The sequence below is a fragment of the Kluyvera sp. 142486 genome (assembly GCF_046569695.1).
Lineage (GTDB): Bacteria > Pseudomonadota > Gammaproteobacteria > Enterobacterales > Enterobacteriaceae > Kluyvera.
The window spans coordinates 59,748-75,513 of sequence record NZ_JBKHUI010000004.1 but is presented as its reverse complement, the minus strand read 5'-3'; the positions used below and the strand labels follow the sequence as shown (position 1 = coordinate 75,513).

13 protein-coding genes are annotated in these 15,766 nt (G+C 53.9%); 6 read left to right on the top strand and 7 right to left on the bottom strand.

What is annotated here, in order from left to right:
• Positions 1-104: 104 nt before the first annotated feature.
• From hcr to aqpZ, 4 genes are all read right to left on the bottom strand, one after another.
• Positions 105-1,073, bottom strand: coding sequence for an NADH oxidoreductase (gene hcr, locus ACLGE8_RS06095; RefSeq protein WP_410997217.1), 969 nt, complete (start codon positions 1,071-1,073; stop codon positions 105-107).
• Between the two features lie 10 nt (positions 1,074-1,083).
• Positions 1,084-2,736: a hydroxylamine reductase gene (gene hcp / locus ACLGE8_RS06090; protein ID WP_410997215.1), complete on the bottom strand. Its 1,653-nt coding sequence runs from the start codon at positions 2,734-2,736 to the stop codon at positions 1,084-1,086.
• Positions 2,737-2,881: 145 nt separating this feature from the next.
• Entirely contained in the window at positions 2,882-3,781 is a 900-nt protein-coding gene (locus ACLGE8_RS06085) for a lysine exporter LysO family protein (protein WP_410997213.1), read from the bottom strand.
• 189 nt (positions 3,782-3,970) lie between these two features.
• Complete coding sequence (aqpZ, locus tag ACLGE8_RS06080; protein ID WP_185666594.1) at positions 3,971-4,663, bottom strand: aquaporin Z; 693 nt, start codon at positions 4,661-4,663, stop codon at positions 3,971-3,973.
• A gap of 375 nt (positions 4,664-5,038) precedes the next feature.
• On the opposite strand from aqpZ, the gene ACLGE8_RS06075 reads away from it, so the two are divergent.
• Entirely contained in the window at positions 5,039-6,697 is a 1,659-nt protein-coding gene (locus tag ACLGE8_RS06075) for an ATP-dependent endonuclease (RefSeq protein ID WP_185666593.1), read from the top strand.
• Here ACLGE8_RS06075 and ACLGE8_RS06070 read toward each other — a convergent pair.
• Complete coding sequence (locus tag ACLGE8_RS06070; RefSeq protein WP_410997211.1) at positions 6,694-7,650, bottom strand: VirK/YbjX family protein; 957 nt, start codon at positions 7,648-7,650, stop codon at positions 6,694-6,696. The two genes, ACLGE8_RS06075 and ACLGE8_RS06070, sit on opposite strands and share 4 nt — an antisense overlap.
• A gap of 174 nt (positions 7,651-7,824) precedes the next feature.
• Positions 7,825-8,778 (bottom strand): VirK/YbjX family protein, encoded by a 954-nt coding sequence (locus tag ACLGE8_RS06065; protein WP_410997532.1) that lies wholly within the window; start codon positions 8,776-8,778, stop codon positions 7,825-7,827.
• 162 nt (positions 8,779-8,940) lie between these two features.
• On the opposite strand from ACLGE8_RS06065, the gene macA reads away from it, so the two are divergent.
• Both macA and macB read left to right on the top strand, forming a co-directional pair.
• Entirely contained in the window at positions 8,941-10,056 is a 1,116-nt protein-coding gene (gene macA / locus ACLGE8_RS06060) for a macrolide transporter subunit MacA (RefSeq protein ID WP_410997209.1), read from the top strand.
• A complete protein-coding gene (macB, locus tag ACLGE8_RS06055) occupies positions 10,053-11,993 on the top strand; it encodes a macrolide ABC transporter ATP-binding protein/permease MacB (protein WP_410997207.1) in 1,941 nt (646 codons plus the stop codon). The genes macA and macB overlap by 4 nt, the downstream gene beginning before the upstream one ends.
• Positions 11,994-12,068: 75 nt before the next feature.
• Here the strand turns inward: macB and cspD are convergent, their stop codons facing one another.
• A complete protein-coding gene (cspD, locus tag ACLGE8_RS06050; RefSeq protein ID WP_035896359.1) occupies positions 12,069-12,290 on the bottom strand; it encodes a cold shock-like protein CspD in 222 nt (73 codons plus the stop codon).
• A gap of 395 nt (positions 12,291-12,685) precedes the next feature.
• On the opposite strand from cspD, the gene clpS reads away from it, so the two are divergent.
• The 3 genes from clpS to ACLGE8_RS06035 all read left to right on the top strand — a co-directional run bounded on the left by clpS (position 12,686) and on the right by ACLGE8_RS06035 (position 15,716).
• The gene (gene clpS / locus ACLGE8_RS06045; RefSeq protein WP_035896358.1) at positions 12,686-13,006 is read left to right on the top strand and encodes an ATP-dependent Clp protease adapter ClpS; all 321 of its coding nucleotides are present in this window, start codon (positions 12,686-12,688) and stop codon (positions 13,004-13,006) included.
• Between the two features lie 29 nt (positions 13,007-13,035).
• Positions 13,036-15,312 (top strand): ATP-dependent Clp protease ATP-binding subunit ClpA, encoded by a 2,277-nt coding sequence (gene clpA / locus ACLGE8_RS06040; protein ID WP_035896357.1) that lies wholly within the window; start codon positions 13,036-13,038, stop codon positions 15,310-15,312.
• A 173-nt stretch (positions 15,313-15,485) separates the two neighbouring features.
• A complete protein-coding gene (locus ACLGE8_RS06035) occupies positions 15,486-15,716 on the top strand; it encodes a DUF2554 family protein (RefSeq protein ID WP_410997204.1) in 231 nt (76 codons plus the stop codon).
• Positions 15,717-15,766 lie beyond the last annotated feature (50 nt).

The following is a 15,766-nucleotide window of genomic DNA, read 5'->3' as shown; positions in this document are numbered from 1 at the left end:
ACAATCGCCTCAACATACAAAACCCACAAATCACTCTGTGTTGCTCACAAGCAAAAAAAAGCCACCCGGCAAAACTGGGTGGCTTTTTTACATCATAGCGCAGATTACGCCAGTACCAGGTCGCCCTGCGGATGGCAGGAGCAGGCCAGCACGTAGCCGTCGGCAATTTCCGCCTCGGTCAACGTCATGGTGCTGGTAACCGTATACTCACCGGAAACCACTTTGGTTTTGCAGCAACCGCAAACGCCCGCACGGCATGCAGCGACGATTGGCTCTTTATTGCTTTCCAGCGCGTCCAGCAGCGTTGTGCCGACCGGCGCGTAGAACTCTTTCGCCGGCTGCAGCTTGGTGAATTTCAAGCCGCTGGTTGCTGCATCAGCCACCGGGGTAAAGAACTTCTCTTTAAAGAAGCGCGTCACGCCAAGCGCTTTTACCTCGTTCTCGACCATATCCATGTACGGCGCTGGGCCGCAGGTCATCACGGTGCGAGAAGCCAGGTCCGGCACGCTTTTCAGCAGTTCAGTGCTCAGTCGACCAGAAACAAAGCCATGGGTCGCATTATTTTCCGCGACCAGTGTAACCGGGTATTGACGCCACTCTTCGGCAAAAATGACATCCTGCGGCGAGCGCACGTTAAAGATAACCTGGACATCGGCCTCGGGACGGTACTTCGCCAACCAGCGGCGCATCGACATAATCGGCGTAACCCCGCAGCCGGCGGCCAGCATCAGGAACTTGTCATCTGCTTTATCTTCACAGGTAAATTCACCCATTGCATCGGACAGCCAGATATAGTCGCCGCGCTTCACGTCACGGGTCAGCCACTGCGAACCGGCACCGTCATCAATACGGCGGACGGTCAGCGTAATGTATTCGCTTACGCCCGGCGTAGAGGAGATGGTGTAAGCACGCAGCGTATCCGCCGAGTTGCGCACGCTGACCAGTGCATACTGCCCGGCGTGGTACGGATAATAGTCGTGGCAGAGCAACGAAATTGTCCATACGTCCGGCGTTTCCTGATGGATGTGGTGAACCTGCATCCGCCACGGGCACTGATTTGTTGGCATCGTCATTCTTTACTCCTTACGCGCTCAGCAGCTGCTTCATATCTTCTTCAACGGTGGTCACGGAACGCAGACCGAATTTCTCGTTGAGCACAGCCAGCAGGTCCGGCGTGAAGAAGCCTGGTGCGGTTGGGCCAGTGACGATGTTTTTCACGCCCAGAGAGAGCAGGGTCAGCAGAATCACGATCGCCTTCTGTTCGAACCAGGAGAGCACCAGAGACAGCGGCAGGTCGTTTACGCCGCAGCCCAGTTTTTCTGCCAGCGTGACCGCCAGGATGATGGCAGAGTAAGCATCGTTACACTGACCGGCATCGACCAGACGCGGCAGACCTTCGATATCGCCGAATTCCAGTTTGTTGAAGCGGTATTTACCGCAGGCCAGGGTCAGGATCAGACAGTCGTCTGGTACGCTGGTGGCGAAATCGGTGAAGTAGTTACGTTCACCGCGCGCGCCGTCGCAGCCGCCGACCAGGAAGATGTGACGCAGTTTTTCGCGGCTTACCAGGTCAATCAGGGTATCCGCAGCGCCCAGCAGGGTCTGACGGCCAAAACCGACGGTGATCAGGTGTGGAATTTCGCTGTATGGGAAGCCTGCCATCTGCTGTGCCTGAGCGATAACCGGGCCGAAGTTGTCGCCTTCAAGGTGGCTTACGCCCGGCCAGCCGACAATGCTACGGGTCCAGATACGGTCGTCGTAAGCGCCTACGGTTGGGTCGATGATGCAGTTAGAGGTCATCACGATTGGGCCAGGGAAGCGGGCGAATTCCACCTGCTGGTTCTGCCAGCCGCTGCCGTAGTTACCGATCAGGTGTTTGAAGTTACGCAGCTCCGGGTAGCCGTGTGCTGGCAGCATTTCACCGTGGGTATAGACGTTAACGCCAGTGCCTTCGGTTTGCTCCAACAGGTTGTAGAGATCTTTGAGGTCATGGCCGGAGATCAGGATGCACTTGCCTTCGGTCGCTTTCACGTTGACCTGAGTTGGCGTTGGGTGACCGTATTTAGTGGTCTCGCCAGCATCCAGAATGCTCATCACTTTAAAGTTCATTTGGCCGATTTCCATTGAACATTCCAGCAGAGCGTTCATATCGGAAGGCCAGGTACCCAGCCACGCCATGATTTTGTGGTACTGCGCATAAATGTCGTTGTCGTACTGGCCGAGAACGTGCGCGTGTTCCATATAGGCCGCCGCACCTTTCAGGCCGTACAGGCAAAGCAGACGCAGGCCAAGAATGTTCTCGCCGATGGTTGCTTTGTCTTTGTTCGGGGTAAATTCCGCAGCCTGCTGTTGCAGGGCGCCCAGATCGTCGCTGACCAGCTGCAGGTCAGCCATTGGGTTCTCTACGGTGGCGTTGGCATCAACGGCCAGGCATTGTGCTTTCAGCGCATCGCGCATGGCGATGGCTTCACGGGCATAGCCAACGATACGTGGAGAATCAAAGTTAACGTTAGTCAGGGTAGAGAAGAACGCGCGCGGGGCGAAGTTATCGACGTCGTGGCTGATAATGCCGTATTCGCGAGCTTTAACCGCCCATGCGGACAGACCTTGCAGAGACGCAATCAGCAAATCCTGCAGATCGGACGTTTCAGCGGTCTTACCGCACATACCCTGTGCATAAGAGCAGCCGTTCCCTGCCGGAGTACGGATGGTTTGTTCACATTGCACACAAAACATGGTCACACCTTTTAAAGTTATATTTAATATACATGTTTAAGGGTAAGCCTGGTGCTGAGCCTTGAAAAGGGATTTCTGATGCAACTTAAAGGGAGGTTGATTTAGCGCAATTTTGGCGGCAGCCGGGGCTACCGCCATAGAGGTATCAGGCGGTGAAGAAGGCCATCATCAGAGGAACCAGCAGGCTCAGCAGGAAGCCGTGGACGATGGCGGGTGGCACCATTTCCACCCCGCCTGAGCGCTGAAGCACCGGCAGAGTAAAGTCCATTGAGGTTGCGCCGCACAGCCCCAGCGCCGTTGAGCGGCTGCGGCGAACCAGACCAGGAATCAGCATGATGGCGAGCAGTTCGCGCGCCAGGTCATTAAAGAAGGTGGCGCTGCCGATCACCGGGCCGTACGCATCAGTCAGAAGAATACCTGAGAGTGAATACCAGCCGAATCCGGAGGCCATTGCCATTCCGGTTTTAATCGGCAATCCGAGCAGGAACGCATTAATCACCCCGGCTACCATGGAACTGGCAACCACAACCAGCGCAATCACCATGCCGCGACGGTTGAGAATTATTTGGCGTAACGTCATGCCACTATTTCTCAGCTGAATACCAACAAGGAACAGCAGGAAGATCAGCGTATATTCGCTGGCGTCGGTGGCATGCTGTAAAAAAGCAAAACCGCTTAATCCAACGACAAAACCGGCTATAACCACAAAGCACAGTTTTAATGATTCCAGCGCCATGGCGACGCGGGACGGTAATTTTTCCTGATGGTGCGGATGCCCCCACGGACGCACTTTTTCAAGCCACATTAGCGCCAGCGTATTGCACGCTAAAATAACCACAATACTAATGGCGGAATAGTGGAAAATAGCTAACAGGTTGTCCGCCAGATTATCCAGGAATGCCAGACTGATCCCCATAAAGAAGAGAATAAGATAAACAATCCAGCTCAGCAGACGGTTGATTAGCTGCAGCGCGCTGCGGTGGGTGAGGGGGATAAGGTAGCCGATAATGAGTGGCACCAGAATGATTAGCAATCCCGATAACATGGCGAGCTCAGTTCCTTGCAGTGTTGAAATAGCGCACAGACACTACCGAAAAGCCCCAACTGAGTAAAGCCACGAAAAAAGAAAGACCCGACAGTGCGGGTCTTTGTAGGCCGGATAAGGCAACGCCACCATCCGGCAATGTGTGTAAAACCGCGTGAAGGCGCTACGCTTATCAGGCCTGCAGCCGTATTATTTCTTTTCCAGCAGGGTGCGATAAATCAGGCCACCCAGGATACCGCCGATAATTGGCATGACCCAGAAAAGCCACAGCTGGTTCAGTGCCCAACCGCCCTGGAAGATAGCGACTGCGGTACTACGCGCCGGGTTAACGGAGGTGTTAGTCACAGGAATACTGATAAGGTGGATCAGGGTCAGCGCCAAACCGATAGCAATAGGGGCAAAGCCCGCCGGTGCATTTTTATCGGTCGCACCGTGAATCACCAGCAGGAAGCCGCAGGTCAGCACGATTTCAATCACGATGGCGGACAGCATGGAGTAGCCACCCGGTGAGTGTTCGCCGTAGCCGTTAGACGCAAAGCCACTGGCTGCTGCATCAAAGCCTGCTTTACCACTGGCGATGAGATACAGAATAGCCGCGGCGATAATCCCGCCAACAACCTGAGCAATGATATAACCGATAACGTCTTTAGCCGGGAAACGACCGCCCGCCCAAAGGCCCAGCGTTACTGCCGGGTTAAAATGGCCGCCAGAAATGTGCCCTACTGCAAAAGCCATGGTGAGAACGGTTAAACCGAACGCCAGCGCCACACCCGCAAAGCCAATCCCTAACTCTGGGAATGCTGCAGCCAGAACTGCACTGCCGCAACCACCAAATACCAGCCAGAAGGTGCCAAAGCACTCTGCAGCCAATTTTCTAAACATAACCACCTCGAATTAAAAATATAATCGTCATAAAGGATGACGACTGAATTTATACCGGCCTGAATTGAGCGGCAGGCATAGTCAGCGCTATTTTAGAAACTAACGTCATCCCTTAACCAGTTAAATAAATACGCGAACTTTGATACAAAACAATGTGGTGTTAATCCTTGAGCAATTCATTCTTTAAATTAGAGTGTAGTGCATTATTTTCGGAATAATCGTGAAGAGAGATTGAGAGCGCATTTTATTACTTTGTGCGGTTAATGATGCCTTCTTCTCTCTGAAAGTAAGGGAATGAGCGGATGTCAACGCCCGTCCATGCCGCTATACTGCGAGAATGAAAGGAGAGCAGGCGTATCGTATTACGGAGGAGTTATGCTTCTTGAGCGCACCGAGATTGCAGGGTTTCGCGGCATCAACCGTTTGTCGTTAATGCTGGAACAAAATAATGTCTTAATCGGCGAAAACGCCTGGGGTAAGTCGAGTCTGCTGGATGCATTGACGCTGCTGCTTTCCCCGCATGAAGGGCTTTACCACTTTGTCCGCAACGATTTCTGGTTTCCGCCCGGCGACGTTCAGGGGCGTGAACATCATCTGCACATCATTCTGACCTTTCGCGAGAACGAACCGGGGCGTTACCGTGGGCGTCGCTACCGTGGTCTCACCGGTTGCTGGTCGCTGTGCCCTGACGGCTATCAGCGTATTTTCTATCGTCTGGAAGGGGAACTGGCCGCCGACGGCAGCGTACTGACGTTACGCAGCTTTATCGACAGCGACGGTCAGGCGCTGGAGCTGGATGATATTGATGCCTGCGCGCGCGAACTGATTCGTCTGATGCCGGTGCTGCGCCTGCGCGACGCTCGCTTTATGCGTCGTATCCGCAACGGCACCGTGCCGAACGTACCGGATGTCGAGATTACCGCTCGCCAACTGGATTATCTGTCGCGTGAGCTGGTCACCAGCCCACAGAATCTGAGCGATGGGCAAATTCGGCAGGGGCTCTCGGCGATGGGGCAACTGCTCGAACACTACTTTTCAGAACAGGGATCTGGCCCGGCGATTCAGCGCCTGATGCGCCGGCGATCTCACGATGAACAGCGTAGCTGGCGCTATCTCGATCTTATTAACCGCATGATCGATAAACCCGGCGCCCGCAATCACCGGGTGATCCTGCTGGGTATGTTTGCCACCTTATTGCAGGCGAAAGGGACAGTCAGGCTGGATAAAGACGCTCGCCCGCTGCTGCTGGTGGAAGACCCGGAAACCCGTCTACACCCAATTATGCTCTCCGTGGCCTGGAGTCTGCTGAACTTGCTGCCATTGCAACGCATTGCCACCACTAACTCTGGTGAACTGCTGTCGCTGACGCCGATGCAGTATGTTTGCCGTCTGGTGCGAGAATCGTCCCGCGTTTCCGCCTGGCGCTTAGGGCCGGAAGGGATGAACGCTGAAGATAGCCGCCGCATCTCCTTCCATATCCGCTTTAACCGCGCTTCATCGCTGTTTGCCCGCTGCTGGCTGCTGGTGGAAGGCGAGACGGAAACCTGGGTGATTAACGAACTGGCGCGCCAGTGCGGCCATCACTTTGATGCTGAAGGGGTGAAGGTGATTGAATTTGCCCAGTCGGGGTTAAAGCCGCTTATCAAGTTTGCGCGCCGGATGGGTATTGAATGGCACGTGCTGGTTGATGGTGACGAGGCTGGGAAAAAGTACGCCGCCACCGTGCGCGGTTTGCTCAATAACGACCGGGATCAGGAGCACCATCACCTGACCACGCTGCCGGCGCTGGACATGGAACACTTTATGTATAAGCAGGGCTTTTCCAGCGTCTATCATCGCGTTGCCCAGTTGCCGGAGAACATTCCGATGAATATGCGTCGGGTGATCACCAAAGCTATCCATCGCTCGTCAAAACCAGACCTGGCCATTGAAGTGGCGATGGAGGCGGGGCGACGAGGAACCGAAGCCGTGCCGCCTTTATTGAAGAAAATGTTTTCCCGCGTCGTCTGGCTGGCGCGCGGGAAAGCGGATTAGCGCGTGCTGGCCTGCAAAATCTGCTGCTGGAGTGCATCCAGCAGCTCATAGCGGCGGCGGTACTCCGCGCGTTTTTTGCTGGCAATCTCTTCCATAGTTTTACGCGGCAGTACCAGCGGCAGCACGTAATCTCCTTTACTATCTACCGTTGCGCTGAGCGATTCCCAGAAACTGTTGTAATCGGCATGCAGCTTGTCGCGCTTTTTACGACGATAGCGCAGGCTCTGGTAGATATGCGTCTCGTTGCTGACGGCGCGAATGTGTTCCACCGACAGCGGTGTCGCCAGCGTTAACAGCGCATCCACCACCAGCCGTTTCGGGAACAGGCCGTGGCAGGCTTTTGTCGCCGTCTGGATAAGCTGATGTGGAACATGCGCCTTCGCTCCCTGCAGACCCCCAATATAAAAGGTATTCAACCCGTTGAACGGGCATAACGTGAAAGTTAGCTCCGCCAGCACGGTGTTGTTTCCATCGCGAAACGTTAACGTTGCTTCACCTTCTTTATCCTGCATGGCATCTGCGTTCAGGCGAATAGCGTACTGCTGACCGTCTTTACCGTTAATGGTCGCCAGCAGCGCGCCGTGCGGTGAGAGATAGCCTTTCGTCACACTCTCCGGCAGATGACTCAGTAGTTGCTGGTAGTGCCAGCTTAGCGCCTCGATGGTCTGCTGATGATCGGTGTGGATAGACAACCACGGACGGTGAAGACGGCACGGAAGACCGGGCTGCACGTCCAGGATCTGTATTAAATATGGTTGCTTTGCCAGGTTTGCTAGCAGCTTGCCGGTCATGCGAGGCGTGCTCAGTGAACGCAGCATGAACTTGACGCGATAGCCTGGATTTTCCCACGCTCGGCCGGGCGTAAACACGCCGGTTGAAAGCAGTCGAAAGAAGTGCCAGCTGGATTCTGGCTGCAGGGCGGTGGACGCGGAAAGTTCGGCGAGGCTGGACATAGGAATAATCTCATAAGAAAGATTTGCCTATTTAAGCAATGAGATGCTCAACACAATTTCAACAAATGTAAGAATTGTGGAGATTAATATTTGTTTATGAATCGTTTAAGTTTTATGGCGTCTGTTTTCTCATTGTTTCTACGCACTACATCAGCAGTGCGTAGAAAACAGAGACTAGCGCTGGCTAAAGAATGTCGACATTTGTGTGCCAATAGCATCCAGTAACTCAAAGCGGCGGCGGTATTCTGCGCGTTTTTTGCTCGCAATTTCGGCAATATCTTTGCGGGCAATAGTGAGAGGGATATGGAAATAGCTGTTTTGATCGCATTCACCGCCCACGGCTTCCCAAAAGTTGTTGTAATCCGAAAGGACGGCTTTGTTTTTATCGTGGTAGCGCTCGCCACGGAAAATATGGACCGTGTTGCTGACGGCGAGTATTTGTTCCACCTGCAGACGGCCTGCAAAATGGCAAATGGCTTCCATCACCAGGCGTTTCGGGAACAGGCCGTGGCAGGCTTTGGTCGCTTCCTGAATGGCTTCATGAGGAAGCTCGCGTTTACCGCCCTGCAGTCCACCAATAAACAGCGTCCGTTGGTTCTGATAGTTCAGGATGGTAAAGGTCATTTCCGCTAGCGTATCGCCATTCGCGTTACGCATCAGGATCGTGCTATCGCCCTCTTTGTCGAGATTGACATCCATGGTCAGTTCAATGCTGAAGACCTCACCGTTTTTCCCCTCTAGTTTTGCAAGTGGGAAATACTGCGAATTTAGATAGGTCTTAAACTCTTCAGGGGACATTGCCTCAGATAACAGCTTATAGTGATAACGCAGCGCATCCACAATCAAAGGGCGGGGGAAATTGACCGACAGATAAGGGCGATGCAGTCGCACCGGCAGGCGTGGTTGGCGGGCCATGACCGCGTTAAGATTCGACCATTGAGATAATTCGCGCATCCATTCGCGGCTTAAACGTGGCATTAATAACGAACGCACCATAAACTTCCGTCGAAAGCTGTTTTTATGCCAGTGTTCGCCAGGGCGCCATTGCCCGCTGAACAAACGGAAAAATAGCCCAAGACTGGTGAAGGAATGCGCTGGGGGAAGAGAGTTATCACTGAGCTGAGACATTGCTGACGACCTGATATAAAAAACTTTTCCAAAGTTTACAATTGGAAAACTAAACCAATTCTCAATCATCGGACGATTCTTAGATACCTTTAGTGATTGTTTATATTTTGTTTACGCTTGCCTTTTCATTCTGATGGATACACTGGGGAATTCAGGATTTTTATGAACATCAAGGGAAAGTTTAAAAAACGCTATGTAATTGCGGCGATCGTCGTGATTATTGCCGTGATAGCGGTCTGGAAAACGCTGAATGCGCCGTTGCCCAACTACCAAACGTTGATTGTCCGTAAGGGCTCCCTGGAGCAAAGCGTGCTAGCTACCGGTAAGCTCGACGCGCTGCGCAAAGTGGACGTTGGTGCGCAGGTGAGCGGGCAGTTGAAAACGCTGTCGGTGAGCATTGGCGATAAAGTCGCAAAAGATCAGCTATTGGGGGTGATTGACCCCGAACAAGCGCAAAACCAGATAAAAGAGGTAGAAGCCACGCTGATGGAACTGCGAGCGCAGCGACAGCAGGCGGAAGCCGAATGGAAACTGGCGAGTGTAACCCTTTCCCGTCAGCAGCAACTGGCAAAAACCCAGGCGATTTCGCGCCAGGATCTGGACACCGCTGCCACCGAAATGGTGGTGAAAAAGGCGCAGATTGGGACAATTGACGCACAAATTAAGCGAAATCAGGCCTCTCTGGACACCGCCAAAACCAACCTCGATTTCACTCGTATCGTCGCGCCTATGGCGGGTGAAGTTACGCAAATTACTACCCTGCAGGGACAGACGGTGATCGCCGCTCAGCAGGCACCGAATATTCTGACCCTTGCCGACCTCCGCACGATGCTGGTGAAGGCGCAGGTGTCGGAAGCCGATGTCATTCACCTCAAGCCTGGGCAGAAAGCCTGGTTTACGGTGCTGGGTGACCCGCTGACGCGTTACGAAGGTACGCTCAAAGACATTCTGCCAACGCCGGAGAAGGTCAACGATGCCATCTTCTACTATGCCCGTTTTGAAGTGCCTAACCCGCAAGGCGTACTGCGCCTGGACATGACGGCTCAGGTGCATATTCAGCTCAGCGGCGTAAACGATGTGCTGACCATCCCGCTTTCTGCGCTGGGCGAGAACGTGGGTGATAACCGCTACAACGTGCGTCTGCTGCGCAACGGTGAGGTGAAAACCCGTGAAGTCGTGATTGGCGCGCGCAACGACACCGATGTGGAAATTGCCAAAGGGTTGGACGCGGGCGATGAGGTGATTACCGGAGAAGGTAAAGCCGGGGCCGCAAAATGACTGCACTGCTTGAACTGAGCAACATCCGCCGCAGCTACCCGTCTGGTGAGGGCAGCGTGGATGTGCTTAAAGGCATCTCGCTGCAAATTAACGCCGGTGAGATGGTGGCCATTGTCGGGGCCTCCGGTTCGGGAAAATCCACCCTGATGAATATCCTCGGCTGTCTTGATAAGCCCACAAGCGGGACTTATCGGGTTGCCGGGGTAGATGTCGCGACGCTGGATAGCGATGCGCTGGCAGCGCTTCGGCGCGAGCATTTTGGCTTTATCTTTCAGCGCTACCATCTGCTGTCTCACCTGACGGCAGCGCAGAACGTTGAAGTGCCCGCAGTGTATGCTGGCATGGAGCGTAAAGCCCGCCTTGAGCGCGCTGAGGAACTGTTGCAGCGTCTAGGGCTGGCCGATCGTGTTGACTATGCGCCTTCGCAGCTCTCCGGCGGCCAGCAGCAGCGCGTGAGTATTGCCCGTGCGTTGATGAACGGCGGCCAGGTGATACTCGCCGATGAACCCACGGGGGCGCTTGATACCCATTCGGGTGAAGAAGTGATGGCTATCCTGCATCAGCTAAAAGAGCAGGGTCACACCATTATTATCGTCACCCACGACCCGCAGGTTGCCGCACAGGCTGAGCGGGTGATTGAGATTCGTGATGGCGAAATCATCCATAATCCGCCACCGCGTCAGACGACGGTGGCGGCGCGCAAACCCACGGCTCAGAATGCGTCCGGCTGGCAGCAGTTCAGCAACAGCTTCCGCGAAGCGCTGTCAATGGCCTGGCGCGCGATGGTCGCCAATAAAATGCGCACGCTGCTGACCATGCTGGGCATCATCATCGGTATCGCCTCGGTGGTCTCCATCGTGGTGGTCGGCGACGCGGCCAAACAGATGGTGCTGGCGGATATTCGCGCCATTGGCACCAACACTATTGACGTCTATCCGGGGAAAGACTTTGGCGATGACGACCCGCAGTACCAGCAGTCGTTAAAATACGATGACCTGCTGGCGATTGAAAAGCAGTCGTGGGTCAGTTCAGTCACCCCGTCGGTGTCAAAAAACCTGCGTGTCAGGGCGGGCAATATAGATGTCGCCGCCAGCGTTCAGGGCATCGGGCAGCACTATTTTAACGTCTACGGCATGACCTTCAGCGAAGGGAATACCTTTAACGATGTGCAGGCCGCGGAGCGTTCACAGGTGGTGGTGCTTGATAGCAACACGCGCCGCCAACTGTTCCCGAATAAAGCCAATGTGGTGGGCGAAGTCATTCTGGTCGGCAATACGCCCGCGACGGTGATCGGCGTGGCAGATGAAAAACAGTCGATGTTTGGCAGTAGCAAGATTTTGCGCGTCTGGTTGCCGTACTCAACGATGTCCGGGCGAGTGATGGGGCAGACGTGGCTGAACTCGATTACCGTCAGAGTGAAAGAGGGTTACGACAGCAGTCTTGCGGAAGAACAGCTCACCCGGCTGTTAAACCTGCGGCACGGTAAAAAAGATTTCTTCGTCTGGAACATGGACAGCGTCTTGAAAACGGCGGAACGCACCACACATACATTACAGCTGTTCTTAACGCTGGTGGCGGTGATTTCGCTAGTAGTGGGCGGCATTGGCGTGATGAACATTATGTTGGTGTCGGTGACGGAGCGTACCCGGGAAATCGGCATTCGTATGGCGGTTGGGGCGCGGGCGAGCAACGTGCTGCAGCAGTTCCTGATAGAGGCGATTCTGGTCTGCCTTGTCGGTGGCGCGATCGGCGTGGCGCTTTCAATGATGATTGCGCTGCTCTTACAACTGGTGCTGCCAGGGTGGGAAATTGGCTTCTCGCCGCTGGCGCTGTTGACGGCATTTATCTGCTCGACGCTGACCGGCGTGCTGTTTGGTTGGCTACCCGCGCGCAACGCGGCAAGGCTCGATCCGGTCGATGCGCTAGCGCGGGAATAAGCGCAAAATAAATGAAAAAATGCCAGTCAGAAGGACTGGCATTTTGACAGCGGGATGTACACAATGGGGCAGTAACTAGGCGGCTGTTTCTGCTTCCAGAGGGATAATCACGCTGGCATGATTACCTTTCGGCCCCTCGTGGACATCAAACTGGACGGATTGCCCGGCTTTTAACGTTCTGTACCCATCCATCTGGATGGTGGAGTAATGGGCGAAGATGTCCTCGCCACCGCCTTCCGGGCAAATAAAACCGAACCCTTTAGCATTGTTGAACCACTTAACAGTACCCATTTCCATACTTCGACATCCTTCGTAACACTATTATACGTTTATAAGTAGATGGAATGAACCGGTGGTGGAGTCAGGAGTTGTTCAAAACCTCACCAACTCTCGCCAGTACAATTTAGATATTTCGCACAATGCGTCAAGCGTTTGAGGGAGGCTGAAGGGGGAAAATGCATCAAAATTTGAAGCAGTTAACGCTATTGACGGGAATGTGACAGAGTTCGCGAATGACAGCTATAGGTGATAGCTATCTATGATCTACAGTAAATTTAGAACGTGTATACACCAGGACGAACGGCAGCGCAGTGAACGGTAAATAATTCATTGGTACCGTCAATAGTGCGAAGCGCTTAGGTGTAGACAGAGACGTCAGTAGCACGAGATGACACCCACAATGATGACTGACAATGAGTAAGACCAGAGACTGGCTGGATTTCGACCAGCTTTCGGCAGATAAACTTCAGGATGGGCTTAAACCCCCATCGATGTATAAAGTGATATTGGTCAATGATGATTACACTCCGATGGAGTTTGTTATTGACGTGTTACAAAAATTCTTTTCTTATGATGTAGAACGCGCAACACAACTGATGCTAACGGTTCACTATCAGGGTAAAGCAATTTGTGGTGTCTTTACGGCAGAAGTCGCCGAGACCAAAGTTGCCATGGTGAATCAGTACGCGAGGGAGAACGAGCATCCACTGTTGTGTACGCTGGAACAAGCCTGATACAGGCATGAAAATTGGGGGAGGTGCCTATGCTCAATCAAGAACTGGAACTCAGTTTAAACATGGCTTTCGCCAGAGCGCGCGAGCACCGTCACGAGTTTATGACCGTCGAGCATCTGTTGCTGGCTCTGCTTAGCAACCCATCAGCCCGTGAAGCGCTGGAAGCGTGCTCGGTCGATCTGGTGGCGCTGCGTCAGGAACTCGAAGCCTTCATCGAACAAACCACGCCGGTACTACCGGTCAGTGAAGAAGAGCGCGAAACGCAACCTACGCTCAGCTTCCAGCGTGTTCTGCAGCGCGCGGTCTTCCACGTCCAGTCTTCCGGGCGTAGCGAAGTCACCGGTGCTAACGTCCTCGTGGCGATTTTCAGCGAGCAGGAATCGCAGGCTGCGTATCTTCTGCGTAAACATGAAGTCAGCCGCCTTGACGTGGTGAACTTCATCTCTCACGGCACGCGTAAAGACGAGCCAAGCCAGCCTTCCGATTCCGGGAATCAGCAAACTAACGAAGAGCAAGCAGGCGGGGAGGAACGTATGGAAAACTTCACCACCAATCTTAATCAGCTTGCTCGCGTCGGGGGAATAGACCCGCTGATTGGCCGCGACAAAGAGCTGGAGCGCGCCATTCAGGTGCTGTGCCGCCGCCGTAAGAATAACCCGCTGCTGGTGGGCGAATCCGGTGTCGGTAAAACGGCGATTGCCGAAGGCCTCGCGTGGCGCATTGTGCGCGGCGACGTGCCGGAAATCATGGCCGACTGCACTATCTACTCGCTCGATATAGGTTCGCTGCTGGCGGGCACTAAGTATCGCGGCGATTTCGAAAAACGCTTTAAAGCGCTGCTCAAGCAGTTAGAGCAGGACACCAACAGCATTCTGTTCATCGACGAAATCCACACCATTATTGGTGCGGGTGCCGCGTCGGGTGGGCAGGTGGATGCCGCGAACCTGATTAAACCGCTGCTCTCCAGCGGTAAAATTCGGGTGATGGGCTCCACCACCTACCAGGAGTTCAGCAATATCTTTGAGAAGGACAGGGCGCTGGCGCGTCGTTTCCAGAAAATCGATATTACCGAACCGTCGGTAGAAGAGACCGTCCAGATCCTGAACGGCCTGAAGCCGAAATACGAAGCGCACCACGACGTTCGCTATACCGCGAAAGCGGTGCGTGCGGCGGTGGAACTGGCGGTGAAATATATCAACGATCGTCATCTGCCAGATAAGGCCATCGACGTGATCGATGAGGCTGGCGCCCGCGCCCGTCTGATGCCGGTGAGTAAGCGTAAGAAAACGATCAACGTGGCGGACATTGAATCCGTGGTCGCGCGTATTGCGCGTATCCCGGAGAAAAGCGTCTCCCAGAGCGATCGCGATACGCTGAAAAACCTCGGCAATCGCCTGAAAATGCTGGTGTTCGGCCAGGATAACGCTATCGACGCGCTGACCGAAGCCATCAAGATGAGCCGCGCAGGCCTTGGCCACGATCATCGCCCGGTAGGCTCCTTCCTGTTTGCTGGCCCAACAGGGGTCGGTAAAACGGAGGTCACCGTCCAGTTGGCGAAGGCGATGGGCATTGAGCTGCTGCGTTTTGATATGTCCGAGTATATGGAACGCCATACGGTGAGCCGCCTTATCGGTGCGCCTCCGGGATACGTTGGTTTTGACCAGGGCGGCCTGCTGACCGATGCGGTTATCAAGCATCCGCACGCGGTACTGCTGCTGGACGAAATCGAAAAAGCGCACCCGGACGTCTTTAACCTGCTGCTGCAGGTGATGGACAACGGCACGCTGACCGATAACAACGGTCGCAAAGCCGATTTCCGTAACGTGGTGCTGGTGATGACCACCAACGCCGGCGTACGTGAAACCGAGCGTAAATCGATTGGCCTTATCCAGCAGGACAACAGCACCGACGCGATGGAAGAGATCAAAAAGATCTTTACGCCAGAGTTCCGTAACCGTCTCGACAACATTATCTGGTTCGATCATCTGTCTACCGATGTGATCCATCAGGTCGTCGATAAGTTCATCGTTGAGCTGCAGGTTCAACTGGATCAGAAAGGCGTGTCGCTGGAAGTCAGCCAGGAGGCCCGCAACTGGTTGGCCGAGAAAGGCTACGACCGTGCGATGGGTGCGCGTCCAATGGCGCGTGTGATTCAGGACAACCTGAAAAAACCGCTGGCTAACGAACTGCTGTTTGGCTCGCTGGTGGACGGCGGCCAGGTCACCGTGGCGCTCGACAACGAGAAGAACGAGCTGACCTACGGCTTCCAGAGTGCGCAGAAGCATAAGCCAGAAGCGGCGCATTAACGACAATCACTTGCGGTAAAAACAAAAACCGAGCTGATAACAGCTCGGTTTTTTTATGCGCTATCTTCGTTGTTTAATGCTGACATTCCCTTTTCGCAAATTTGAACAGCCGGATAATAACCAGACGTAAGGGTTGGCATGATGGGGGCAGAATATAACCAAACGGTGGCATCATGGTGGCAAAATGGTTATCGGTGATTTTACTCACCTGTGCGTTATTTTCTGGTCAGCTGATGGCAGGCCATAAAGGTCATCAGTTTTTGTGGGTTAAAAATGCCGATCATCAGTTACGTCATGAAGCGGACAGTGATGAGTTACGCGTGGTAGCTGAAGAGTCAGCGGAAGGGTTACGTGAGCACCATCACTGGCAAAAATCGCGTAAACCGGAAGCGCACAATTTATGAGGTAGTGTGGAAAAGACAAAAAAATGCCCCGCAATAAGCGAGGCATTACT

Coding starts and splice junctions, on each gene's coding strand:
- hcr (WP_410997217.1), bottom strand. CDS start 1,073: ATGACGATGCCAACAAATCAGTGCCCGTGGCGGATGCAGGTTCACCAC.
- hcp (WP_410997215.1), bottom strand. CDS start 2,736: ATGTTTTGTGTGCAATGTGAACAAACCATCCGTACTCCGGCAGGGAAC.
- ACLGE8_RS06085 (WP_410997213.1), bottom strand. CDS start 3,781: ATGTTATCGGGATTGCTAATCATTCTGGTGCCACTCATTATCGGCTAC.
- aqpZ (WP_185666594.1), bottom strand. CDS start 4,663: ATGTTTAGAAAATTGGCTGCAGAGTGCTTTGGCACCTTCTGGCTGGTA.
- ACLGE8_RS06075 (WP_185666593.1), top strand. CDS start 5,039: ATGCTTCTTGAGCGCACCGAGATTGCAGGGTTTCGCGGCATCAACCGT.
- ACLGE8_RS06070 (WP_410997211.1), bottom strand. CDS start 7,650: ATGTCCAGCCTCGCCGAACTTTCCGCGTCCACCGCCCTGCAGCCAGAA.
- ACLGE8_RS06065 (WP_410997532.1), bottom strand. CDS start 8,778: ATGTCTCAGCTCAGTGATAACTCTCTTCCCCCAGCGCATTCCTTCACC.
- macA (WP_410997209.1), top strand. CDS start 8,941: ATGAACATCAAGGGAAAGTTTAAAAAACGCTATGTAATTGCGGCGATC.
- macB (WP_410997207.1), top strand. CDS start 10,053: ATGACTGCACTGCTTGAACTGAGCAACATCCGCCGCAGCTACCCGTCT.
- cspD (WP_035896359.1), bottom strand. CDS start 12,290: ATGGAAATGGGTACTGTTAAGTGGTTCAACAATGCTAAAGGGTTCGGT.
- clpS (WP_035896358.1), top strand. CDS start 12,686: ATGAGTAAGACCAGAGACTGGCTGGATTTCGACCAGCTTTCGGCAGAT.
- clpA (WP_035896357.1), top strand. CDS start 13,036: ATGCTCAATCAAGAACTGGAACTCAGTTTAAACATGGCTTTCGCCAGA.
- ACLGE8_RS06035 (WP_410997204.1), top strand. CDS start 15,486: ATGGTGGCAAAATGGTTATCGGTGATTTTACTCACCTGTGCGTTATTT.